The sequence below is a fragment of the Cellulomonas flavigena DSM 20109 genome, assembly GCF_000092865.1.
In the GTDB taxonomy this organism is placed as follows: Bacteria; Actinomycetota; Actinomycetes; order Actinomycetales; family Cellulomonadaceae; genus Cellulomonas; species Cellulomonas flavigena.
The window spans coordinates 3,657,975-3,670,104 of record NC_014151.1; the positions used below are offsets into that span (position 1 = coordinate 3,657,975).

Here is a 12,130-nt window from a genome sequence, read left to right on the forward strand (position 1 = left end):
AATTGCCAACTATCGGGCCGTGACGTGCGGTCTTGCCTCGACCTCCTGCTTCCCGATGGCACACTCGACCCCAGACAGGCGAGCGCAAAGGGGGCCCTGGGCTGTGGACGTGTTCAGCATCCGCGATCGCCTGATCGCGGACTATCGCGCATTCACCTCGGGCGCCGTCGAGGTCCGCGACCGTCGGATCGCGGAGCACGTCTCCTCGCTCCTCGATGGCGGTGCGCAGTGGCCGGACCCGTGGCTCAGCCTGAATCCCAGCTTCGAGACAGGCGGCACCGTCAGCGACCTGGTGTCCGAGGGGGTGCTGCACCCGGAGAACGGGCGGATCTTCCGCGTCAAGAAGCACCCTGCTGACCCGGGGTCGTCGACGCTGACGCTGCACCGCCACCAGCGCGAGGCCATCGACGCGGCGAGGACGGGCGGCTCGTACGCCCTGACGACAGGCACGGGGTCGGGGAAGTCACTGGCCTACATCGTGCCGATCGTCGACGCGGTGCTACGCGAGCGAGAGTCCGCCGGCGCCCGCGTCCCTGGCGTCAAGGCGATCGTCGTCTACCCGATGAACGCGTTGGCGAACTCGCAGACGCTCGAGCTCGAGAAGTTCCTGCGCTACGGGTACCCCGCGGGCCAGGAGCCGGTCACCTTCGCCCGCTACACCGGCCAGGAGCGGGACGACCGCCGCCGCGAGATCCTCGCGAACCCGCCTGACATCCTGCTGACCAACTACGTGATGCTCGAGCTCGTGCTCACGCGTCCGGACGAGCGGACCCACCTGATCCGCGCGGCCCGCGACCTGCGCTTCCTGGTCCTCGACGAGCTCCACACCTACCGCGGACGCCAGGGGGCCGACGTCGCGCTCCTCGTGCGCAGGCTCCGCGACGCCTGCGCGTCAAGCAACCTCCAGGTGATCGGTACGTCGGCAACGATGGCGTCCGGTGGCTCGGTCGCCGAGCAGAGGGCGACGGTGGCGGACGTCGCAACCCGCTTGTTCGGATCGGAGGTGACGCCCGAGCGAGTGATCGGCGAGTCCCTGACGCGTGCGACGTCCGACAGCCGTGTCGATACGGACGCACTGCTGCGCTCGGTGCGCGCCGCAGGCACGCTGGCTGACCTCACGTACGAGCAGCTCGCGGCCGATCCCTTGTCCCGATGGGTCGAGACGACCTTCGGCCTGGACACCGAACCGGAGAGCGGCCGTCTGGTGCGCCGCACACCGACGACGGTCAGCGTCGCGGCACGCACCCTCGCAGAGCTGACCGGCGCGGATGAACCGGCCGCGGCGGAGGCCATCCGATCCGTCCTGCTCATCGGCTCGAACACCCGCCACCCGGTCACCGGCCGCCCGCTCTTCGCGTTCCGCCTGCACCAGTTCCTGTCCAAGGGCGACACGGTCTACGTCTCGCTGGAGCCGGAGGACACCCGGTACATCACCAGCACCTACCAGCTCCGGGTGCCGGGCGACGCGAGCAAGGCGCTGCTGCCGCTGGGGTTCTGCCGCGAGTGCGGGCAGGAGTACCTCGTCGTCGCCAAGACTGCGGGCGGCCGCGAGGCGTTCGTCCCGCGCCAGGACGCGGACGCGTCGGGCGGCGACGCGGTCACGGGGTACCTGTACGTGTCCTCCGACCTGCCGTGGCCGGCGAACCCGGTGGTCGAGAACCGGCTGCCCGACCACTGGCTGACGACGGACCCGTCGGGGAGCACCGAGGTGCTCGCGACGAAGGAGAAGTACCTGCCGACGGAGGTGTGGATCGCCCCGGACGGCAGTGTCACCGCACCGCACAGCGGCCTGCGGGCGTGGTTTGTCTCGACCCCGTTCGCGTTCTGCATGCGGTGCCGTGTGTCCTACGAGCAGGTGCGCGGCAACGACTACGCGAAGCTCGCGACGCTGGACCGCGAGGGCCGGTCGTCGGCGGTCACCGTGGTGAGCGCTAGCATCGTCCGCTCGCTCAAGCAGCTCCCGGCGTCCGAGCTGCCGGCCGATGCGCGCAAGCTGCTGACGTTCGTCGACAACCGGCAGGACGCGTCGCTGCAGGCCGGCCACTTCAACGACTTCGTCCAGATCTCGCAGCTGCGTGGCGCCCTGTTCCGGGCGCTCGCGGACGAACCAGCCGGTCTGACGCACGAGGTTGTGGCTCAGCGCGTTGCGGACGCCCTGCACCTGGAGATGCCGGATTTCGCCGCGAACCCGGAGGCGCGGTTCTCGGCGAAGGAGTCGGCGTTGCGCGCGCTGCGCTCGGTCATCGAGTACCGGATCTACGCGGACCTGCAGCGCGGGTGGCGCATCACGATGCCCAACCTCGAGCAGACCGGTCTGCTGCGCGTCGACTACGTCGACCTGCCGGAGATCGCTGCGACGGACGACGTGTGGGAGGGCACGCACCCGCGGCTGCGCGACGCCCCCGGGGACCTGCGCAAGGAGCTGTGCTCGATCCTGCTGGACGAGATGCGGCGTGTCCTCGCGGTCGACGTCGACTGCCTGACGCACCTGGGGTTCGAGCAGATCCAGCGGGACTCGCGCCAGCACCTCACCGGCCCCTGGGCGCTGCCGGAAGACGAGAAGGTCGTCGCGGCGGGTGTCGTGTACCCGCGTGGGACGACCAAGCGGAAGGGCTGGAACGACCTGTTCGTCTCCGGGCGGTCCGCGTTCGGACGGTACCTGCGGCGCGCGGCAGCCCTGGGGTCCGACTTGAGCACGGACGACGCCGAGCTGGTCATCCGCGACATGTTCCGGGTCCTCTGCGATCAGGGCGGGCTGCTGACGGAAGCGGACGAGGTCGAGGGCGTCGCGGGGTACCGCCTCAAGGCGGCGGCGATCCGGTGGCGCGCCGGCGACGGGGAGAAGGGTGCAGAGGACCCCCTGCGGAAGAGCACCAACAGCGAGGCGGTCATCCGCGTCAACCCGTTCTTCACGAACCTGTACCGCGAGGTGGCCGACGGGCTCCGGGCGCTGCACGCCAAGGAGCACACGGCACAGGTTCCCGGCCCGCAGCGCGAGGAGCGCGAGCACGACTTCCGAGACGGCACACTCCCCCTGCTGTTCTGCTCGCCGACCATGGAGCTCGGCGTCGACATCGCGAGCCTCAACGCGGTGGGGCTCCGCAACGTCCCCCCCACCCCGGCCAACTACGCGCAGCGTTCCGGTCGCGCGGGGCGTAGCGGGCAGCCGGCACTCGTCGTCACCTACTGCGCGACGGGCAATGCCCACGACACCTACTACTTCCGCAACTCGCGCGAGATGGTCGCAGGCTCGGTCGCCGCACCCCGGCTCGACCTGGCGAACGAGGACCTCGTGCGGTCGCACGTGCACGCGGTGTGGCTGGCGGAGACCGGGCAGTCGCTGAAGTCGCGGATCACCGACATCGTCGACGCCGCGGGCGTGGACCCCTCGCTGAACGTGCTCCCCGAGGTGTGGCGGGCACTGACCGAGCCGGACGTGCAGCGGCGCGCGACTGCACGGGCCGAGGCGGTGATCGACGCGCTCCGTACCGCCTGGGACGACCCGGACCAGGTGATGTGGTGGTACGACGGCTGGGTCGGCGACCAGGTGCGTTCAGCGCCGACCGCGTTCGACGCCGCGCTGGAACGGTGGCGGCTGCTCTACCGGACCGCCTCCACGGAGTACCACGCGCAGTCGAAGCTGGCGGTGGACCCGCGGGCACCCAAGTTCGAGAAGGAGGCCGCCTCTCGACGACAGTGGGAGGCGAGGAACCAGCTCGCACTCCTCCGCAACGACGACTCCGAGCACGGGCAGACCGACTTCTACTCGTACCGCTACTTCGCGTCCGAGGGCTTCCTGCCGGGCTACTCGTTCCCGCGGCTGCCCCTCGCGGCGTACATCCCGGGCGGACGCGGCAAGCGCGACGGCGACTACCTGCAACGCCCCCGGTTCCTCGCGATCAGCGAGTTCGGCCCGGGGTCGCTGATCTACCACGAGGGCGCGCGGTACGAGGTCGAGCGGGTGCAGCTCCCCCGGTCGGCCGAGCAGGCGGGCGTCGCGGAGACCGAGGAGGCGCGCCGCTGCGAAGCCTGCGGGTACCACCACCCGGTGGCCGCGGGCGCCGACGTGTGCGACTCCTGTGGGACGCAGCTCGGGCTCAAGACGTATAACCTGCTGCGGCTCCAGACCGTGTTCACGCGGCGCCGCGAGCGCATCAGCAGTGACGAGGAGGAGCGCCGCCGGGCGGGCTTCGAGCTCGAGATCTCCTACCGGTTCCACGACCACGGTGACCGCCCGGGACGCGTCGACGCGGACGCGACGACCGACGGGCAGACGGTGGGCTCGCTGACGTACGGCGACAGCGCGACGATCCGCGTCGCCAACGTGGGCAGGCGCCGCCGCAAGGACCCCCACGACCGCGGCTTCTTCCTCGACGCGGCGACCGGCCGCTGGGCGCAGAAGAAGGACGCAGCGGACGCGACCGTGGACGCGGACTCGCTCCTCTCCCTGGAGGACGCGAAGACCGTCCTCAAGGTCATCCCCTACGTCGAGGACCGCCGCAACATCTTGCTGTTCCGCCTCGCCCACCCGGTCGACGACGCGGCAGCCACAACGCTGCGGTACGCCCTGGAGCGCGGCGCCGAGGCCGTCTTCCAGCTCGAGGACTCCGAGCTGGAGTCCCAGCGCCTCCCTGACCTGGACCACCGTGGTCGCGTGCTGTTCACGGAGGCCGCCGAGGGTGGCGCGGGCGCATTGAGGCGGCTGGTCAGCGAGCGGGGAACGCTCGCGGCGGTCGCGCGCAAGGCGCTAGAGATCGCCCACTTCGACCCGGACACGGGCGCCGACCTGGGCCACTCGCCCAGTGCGCGGCCGGACGCGGAGCGGTGCGAGCACGCCTGCTACGAGTGCCTGCTGGCCTATGGCAACCAGCACGAGCACGCGTCGATCAACCGCCACCTGGTGCGCGACCTTCTCCTCGACCTCGCCAAGGCCGACGTCCGCACGGGAGCCGGCGGACGGTCCCGTGCGGAGCAGCGTGACGAGCTGTCCTCGCTGGCTGACTCCGGCCTGGAGCGCGCGTTCGTGACGTGGCTCGACGAGCACTCCTACCGGCTGCCCGACCGCGCGCAGGTACTGGTCGCGGAGGCGCACGCCCGTCCGGACCTCGTGTTCGACCTGGCGACGGGTCCGGTCGCGGTGTTCGTCGACGGGCCGGTCCACGACCACGCCACGCAGCAGGCTCGCGACCAGGCCGCGCAGGAGCGCCTGGAGGACCTCGGGTGGATGGTCGTCCGGGTCCGTCACGACGACCCGTGGGAGAGCGTCGTGCAGCGTTACCCGTCTGTGTTCGGCACGTCCCGCAGCTGATCTGGAGAACTGATGACGACAGCGACGTACGCCCCCGGTGCCCTGGTACGGGCGAGGGGGCGCGAGTGGGTGGTGCTGCCGGACAGCTCCGCGGAGTTCCTGCTGCTGCGCCCGCTCGGCGGCGGTCACGACGACGTAGCGGGCGTGCACACCGCGCTCGAGCGCGTCGAGGACGCCACGTACCCGCTGCCGGACCCGGACGACCTGGGCGACGCGACCAGCGCGGGCCTGCTGCGGACAGCTCTGCAGCTCGGCTTCCGCTCGTCGGCCGGCCCGTTCCGCTCGCTCGCGGGCATCGCGGTGGAGCCGCGCGCCTACCAGCTGGTGCCGTTGCTGATGGCGCTGCGGCAGGAGACGGTGCGCCTGCTGGTGGCCGACGACGTCGGCATCGGCAAGACCGTCGAGGCGGGACTGATCGCGGCCGAGCTGCTGGCCCAGGGGTCCGCCAAGCGGCTCGCGGTGCTGTGCAGCCCGGCGCTCGCGGAGCAGTGGCAGGCGGAGCTGGCGTCGAAGTTCCACATCCAGGCCGAGCTCGTCCTCACCTCGACGGTCCGCCGCCTGGAACGTGACCTCATGATGAACGAGTCGCTGTTCGACCGGTACCCGCACGTCGTGGTCTCGACGGACTTCATCAAGTCCGACCGCCACCGCGCGGAGTTCCTCAACCACTGCCCCGACCTGGTGATCGTCGACGAGGCGCACACGGCCGTCGCGGACGACAGCGCGGCGGGCGGGCGGCAGCGGCACCGCCGCCACGAGCTGCTGACGGACCTGGCGCGCGACCCGCGACGTCATCTCGTCCTGGTGACGGCGACTCCGCACTCGGGCAAGGAGGACGGCTTCCGCAACCTGGTCGGCCTGCTGGATCCGGAGCTGGCGCACCTTGACCTGGACCGCCCGCAGAACCGCGAGCGACTTGCCCGGCACTTCGTCCAGCGACGCCGCGGCGACATCCGCCACTACCTCGACGAGGACACGCAGTTCCCGTCGGACCGCGAGCTGCGGGAGGTCGCCTACGCGCTGAAGCCCGAGTACCGGGCGCTGTTCACCAAGGTGCTCGACTACGCCCGCGAGCAGGTGCGCAGCGCAGGCGACGGGTCGGTGCACCAGCGCGTGCGGTGGTGGTCGGTGCTCGCGCTCCTGCGCACGCTGGCATCGTCGCCGGCAGCCGCAGCAGCGACGCTGCGGATGCGGGCCGCAGCAGCTGAGGCCGCGGACCTGGCCGAGGCAGACGCACTGGGGCGCGCGAGCGTCCTCGACACCGCGGACGACGAGGCCGTCGAGGCCGTCGATGTCACCCCGGGCGCGCTGACCCAGGACGCGGAGAGCACGACAGCGTCCGAGCGCTCCAGGCTGCGCGCGCTGGCGCAGAGCGCCGAGGCGCTGGAGGGCCCGGCGACGGACGCGAAGCTGGCGACGCTGGTCAAGGAGGTCAAGGCCCTCCTGGCCGACGGGTTCGACCCGATCATCTTCTGCCGGTTCATCGACACCGCGGAGTACGTCGGCCGGCACCTGGCGGACGCGCTGAAGAAGACCGCGGAGATCGCCGTGGTCACGGGGACGCTGCCGCCGGCGGAGCGGCAGGAGCGGATCCGTGCGCTGACGTCGACGGACGCCCGGCACGTCCTGGTCGCAACGGACTGCCTGTCCGAGGGCGTCAACCTCCAGGACGCGTTCCAGGCGGTCGTGCACTACGACCTGGCGTGGAACCCGACCCGGCACGAGCAGCGCGAGGGACGCGTCGACCGCTTCGGCCAGACGGCGCCGACCGTGCGTGCGGTGACGATCTACGGCAAGGACAACAGCATCGACGGCCTGGTGCTGGACGTGCTGATCCGCCGGCACCAGGCGATCAGCAAGGCCACGGGCGTCACCGTGCCGGTGCCGAGCCAGTCGGACGCATTGCTGGAAGCCCTCCTGGAAGGTCTCGTGCTGCGCGGGGTGAACCACGAGCAGATGGAGCTCGACCTGGGCCTGGCCGATGCCGACCGCCGTCTGGAGCAGGAGTGGCGCTCGGCTGCGGAGACCGAGAAGGCGTCGCGCACCAAGTACGCGCAGGGCACCATCCACCCCGACGCGGTCGCGCAGGAGGTCGCCGAGGTGCGTGCCGCACTCGGGGCCCACGGGCAGATCGAGCCGTTCGTCGAGGAGTCGCTGCGTGCGCTCGGCGCCTCGGTGACACCCACGGTTGTCGGGTTCGAGGCGATCACGGACACCCTCGCTCCCGGTCTGCGCGACGCGTTGCCCCCGGGCGCGACGTCACCGCTGCGCTTCCACCGGCAGATGCCCGCACCCCGGCGCGACGCGCTGCTGGTGCGGACAGACCCGAGCGTCGAGGCGGTGGCGCGCTACGTGCTCGACACCGCGCTCGACGCGCAGACGACGGCCCGTCGCGCGCCTGCACGCCGCGCCGGCGTCGTCCGGACGACGCACGTGTCGTCACGTACGACCGCCCTGCTGCTCCGTTACCGCTTCCACCTCGACCTGCCGTCGGCCGATGGGCCGCGCACGCTGATCGCCGAGGACTGCGAGGTCGTCGCGTTCCGCGGCCACCCGGATGACCCCGAGGTGCTGGGTGAGCCGGAGGTCGCGGCCCTGCTGGCGGCGCCCGCGGAGGCGAACGTGCCCGGCGACCAGGCCCGCGACCTCATCGCGGCTGCTCTCGGCCGCGTGGAGACCTGGGGGTCGGTGCTCGACGCCCGGGCGCAGGAGCGCGCGGAGCGCTTGCTCGAGAGTCACCGCCGTGTCCGCGCGGGCGCCGGGGCCGCCCGGCAGGGTCTGCGCGTCCGTGCGCAGACGCCGGTGGACGTCCTCGGTGTGTACCTGTACCTGCCTGTCGTCGGAGGCCGTTGATGTCGAGGGACCTGACCGCGGTGCGTTCCGTCGGGGCGCTGCTCCCGTCCGACCTGCTGTCGCGGGTCGCCGCGGGTGACCCCGACCTGGGCGGGTTCTCCGGCCGCGACTACCACCTGGCGGCGGGTGAGTCGCCGCGTGAGGCGGCGAACCGCGCGTGGGCGTACCTCGTGGGGGTGTGGCCGTCGTTCCAGGACGCGCTGGCGCGCCTGCCGGAGGGTGACGCGGCCGTCGGCCTGACGCGGGAGCGGTGGCTCCAGGTGCTGTTCCGCGAGCTGGGCTACGGGCGTCTGCAGACGACACCCGCAGGCGGCATCTCCGTCGCGGGCAAGGCGTTCCCGGTGTCGCATGCGTGGGGCGCTGTCCCGATCCACCTGCTGGGGTGGGGCGTCGATCTCGACAAGCGCACCAAGGGGGTGCCGGGTGCGGCCGAGCGGGCCCCGCACGCGATGGTCCAGGAGCTGCTGAACCGCTCGGACGACCACCTGTGGGCGGTCGTCTCCAACGGGCGTGTGCTGCGGCTGCTGCGCGACTCGACGTCGCTGTCGACGCAGTCGTACGTGGAGTTCGACCTCGAGGCGATCTTCACCGGCGAGCTGTTCGCCGACTTCGTCGTGCTGTTCCTGCTGCTGCACCAGTCGCGCGTCGAGGTGCAGAGCGAGGGCGCCCCGCCGAGCGACTGCTGGCTGGAGAAGTGGCGGTCGACGGCGATCGCGTCAGGTGCACGCGCGCTGACGCTGCTCTCGGACGGGGTGCAGCGTGCGATCGCCGACCTGGGGACCGGCTTCCTGCGTGCGCCCCAGAACACCGCGCTGCGGGCGCGGCTCGACGACGAGTCGCTGCACCTGGCGGACTACCACCAGGCCCTGCTGCGGCTCGTGTACCGGCTGCTGTTCCTGTTCGTCGCCGAGGACCGGCAGGCGCTCCACCCCGCCGACGCCGACCCGGTGGCCCGCGCGCGCTACGTCGAGTACTTCTCGACCACGCGGCTGCGACGGCTCGCGCTGCGCCGGCGCGGGACGCGGCACGGCGACCTGTGGCAGGCGCAGCGGCTCGTGCTGCGGCGTCTGGGCCAGGACGACGGCTGCCCCGAGCTCGCACTGCCCGGGCTGGGCGGCATCTTCGACGACGACGGCACCGAGCTCTTCACCGACGCCGAGCTGCCCAACGACGCGCTGCTCTCCGCCGTGCGGCACCTGTCGACAGTGCGGCCCAAGGGCCAGCCACTGCGCACGGTCGACTACAAGAACCTCGGCGCGGAGGAGCTCGGCTCCATCTACGAGTCGCTGCTCGAGCTCGTCCCCCGGTACCAGCGCACCGAGCAGACCTTCTCGCTGGAGAACCTGGCCGGCAACGACCGCAAGACCACGGGCTCCTACTACACGCCGTCCTCGCTCATCGACCTCGTGCTCGACGAGACCCTCACGCCCCTGCTCGACGAGGCGGAGAGGAAGCCCGACCCCGAGGCCGCGCTCCTCGCGATGAGCGTGTGCGATCCGGCGTGCGGGTCCGGGCACTTCCTGGTCGCGGCGGCCCGCCGCATCGCCGAACGCCTCGCGATCGTCCGCTCCGGGGAGATCGACCCGACGCCGACGCACCTGCAGGACGCGCTCTACGACGTGGTGGGCTCATGCATCTACGGCGTGGACCTCAACCCACTGGCCGCCGAGCTCGCGAAGGTCTCGCTGTGGCTCGAGTCCATGCGCCCCGGGCGTCCGCTGTCGTTCCTCGACGCCCACATCAAGGTCGGCAACGCGCTGCTCGGCACGACGCCCGCGCTGCTCGCCGACGGGATCCCCGACGACGCCTATGTCGCCCTGACGGGGGATGACAAGCCGTTCACCACCGCGCTGAAGAAGCGCAACAAGGCCGAGCGGGAGTCCAGCGGCGACGGCTCACTCTTCGACCTGGGGGACGTCGGGACCAGCACGATCGACCTGCGCGGTCGGCTCTCGCGAGCGGTCGCGCCCGCGGTCGGCGCGCCGCGCCTGCGGGAGGTCCACGCCGCGCAGCGTGCCTACAGCCAGTTCCAGGCGTCGCCCGAGCTGGCACGCGAGCGTCTGCACGCCGACGCCTGGTGCACGGCCTTCGTTCAGACCAAGAGGCCGGGCACGACGGCGATCACCAGCGCGACACTCGACGCCGTGCGCGACGGCACCGCGCCCGACGATGTCGTGCGCACCGTCCAGCGGCTCACCGCGCAGTTCCGGTTCTTCCACTGGCACCTGGAGTTCCCGGACGTGTTCGACACGTCCGCACCGGTCGGTGAACACGGGTGGGCAGGCGGGTTCACCGTCATGGTGGGCAACCCGCCGTGGGAGCGCATCAAGCTCCAGGAGCAGGAGTTCTTCGCGCAGCGTGACGCCCTGATCGCCGGTGCGGCGAACTCGGCCGCGCGGAAGAAGCTCATCGCAGCGCTGACGGCCGACAACCCCGGCCTCGCTGACGAGTGGGCCGCCGCGAGCCGGGCGGCAGAGGCGGCAAGCCACTACCTGCGCAAGTCTGGTCGCTACCCGCTGTGCGGTGTCGGCGACGTCAACACCTACAGCGTCTTCGCCGAACTGTTCCGGTCGTCGATCGCTCACCACGGGCGCATGGGCATCATCACCCCGACCGGTCTCGCCACGGATGCGACGACCGCCGCCTTCTTCGCCGACACCGTATCGTCCGGGCGACTCGCCGCGTTCTACGATTTCGAGAACGAGGCGAAGATCTTTGAGAACGTGCATCACGCGTTCCGCTTCGCGGTCGCCTGCCTCACCGGTGGTGTCCGAGCGGACCAGGCTCGACTCTCCTTCCTGACCAGGCACGTCGCGGACGCCGTCTCCACACGGTTTGGGCTTGACCCCGACGAGATCCTGGCACTCAACCCCAACACGGGGACCCTCCCGATGTTCAGATCACGCCGCGACGCCGAGATCACCTTGGGCATCTACCGGCGTCATCCCGTCCTGGTCAACGACGCCTCGGGCAGCAATCCGTGGGGTCTGCGATTCTCCACGATGTTCCACATGTCCAACGACTCGGGGTTATTCGAGACGGCCGACGACCTGCGCGCCCGGGGCGCCGAGTTCGACGGCTGGGCCTGGACACTCGGCACGCAACGGTGGCTGCCGCTCTACGAGGCCAAGATGCTCTCGCACTACGACCACCGCTACTCGACCTACGCGAACGCCACCCAGGCGCAGCTCAACATGGGCACCCTCCCCCGCCTGACCGACGCCCAGCACGACGACCCGCACGTCGAGCCCCTCGCCCGCTACTGGGTCGCCGAGAAGGACGTCGAGACCGCCATCGCGGGTCGCTGGGACCGCGACTGGTTCCTCGGCTGGCGCGACATCGCGAGATCGAGCGACGCCCGCACCTTCGTCCCCAGCGTCCTGCCTAGATCGGCAGTGGGTGACAAGTTCCTTCTCGCATGGCCCTCAGGGCCCGCCCACTCGCTGCCATTGCAGGCAATATGGTCGAGCCACTGCTTCGACTACATCGCACGGCAAAAATTGAGCGGCACGGGCATGAAGTACTTCCTCACCAAACAGCTCGCCGCGCCACTCCCGGAAGATTTCGATCAAACACTACGCGGAGTAGCGGACCAACCACTCCTTAAGTGGATCACACCGCGAGTAGTTGCACTTTGCCATACCTCGAGCCACCTGGCGGCCTACGCGAATGATTTCTCCGAATCGGTGTTCCCGTTCCGCTGGGTGCCTGGCCGCCGCGAGCAGCTTCGCGCCGAGCTCGACGCCGCGATGTTCCTCCTCTACGGCCTTGACCGGGGCGAGGTCGAGCACGTGATGGACTCGTTCTTCGTCGTCCGCAAGTACGAGGAACGCGACCACGGCGAGTTCCGCACCAAGCGCCTGATCCTCGAGGCCTACGACGCGATGACCGCGGCCGCGCAAGCGGGCACCGTCTACGTCAGCCCCCTCGACCCGCCACCGGGTCACGGCCCCCGCCACGACGCATGAG

The 12,130-nt window shown here is 71.0% G+C and carries 3 protein-coding genes; all 3 read left to right on the forward strand.

The features are described 5' to 3' along the window. Window positions 1-109 precede the first annotated feature (109 nt). The 3 genes from CFLA_RS16610 to CFLA_RS16620 are packed head-to-tail and all read left to right on the forward strand — an operon-like array spanning window position 110 to window position 12,129. Window positions 110-5,308, forward strand: a complete 5,199-nt coding sequence (locus CFLA_RS16610) for a DEAD/DEAH box helicase (protein WP_245530264.1) — start codon at window positions 110-112, stop codon at window positions 5,306-5,308. A 12-nt stretch (window positions 5,309-5,320) separates the two neighbouring features. After that, window positions 5,321-8,161, forward strand: coding sequence for a helicase-related protein (locus tag CFLA_RS16615; protein ID WP_013118506.1), 2,841 nt, complete (start codon window positions 5,321-5,323; stop codon window positions 8,159-8,161). After that, window positions 8,161-12,129 (forward strand): Eco57I restriction-modification methylase domain-containing protein, encoded by a 3,969-nt coding sequence (locus CFLA_RS16620; protein WP_013118507.1) that lies wholly within the window; start codon window positions 8,161-8,163, stop codon window positions 12,127-12,129. The genes CFLA_RS16615 and CFLA_RS16620 overlap by 1 nt, the downstream gene beginning before the upstream one ends. Window position 12,130 lies beyond the last annotated feature (1 nt).

What these genes read in the sequence shown, in the direction of transcription:
- CFLA_RS16620 (WP_013118507.1), top strand. Translation starts at nt 8,161, where the DNA reads ATGTCGAGGGACCTGACCGCGGTGCGTTCCGTCGGGGCGCTGCTCCCG.
- CFLA_RS16615 (WP_013118506.1), top strand. Translation starts at nt 5,321, where the DNA reads ATGACGACAGCGACGTACGCCCCCGGTGCCCTGGTACGGGCGAGGGGG.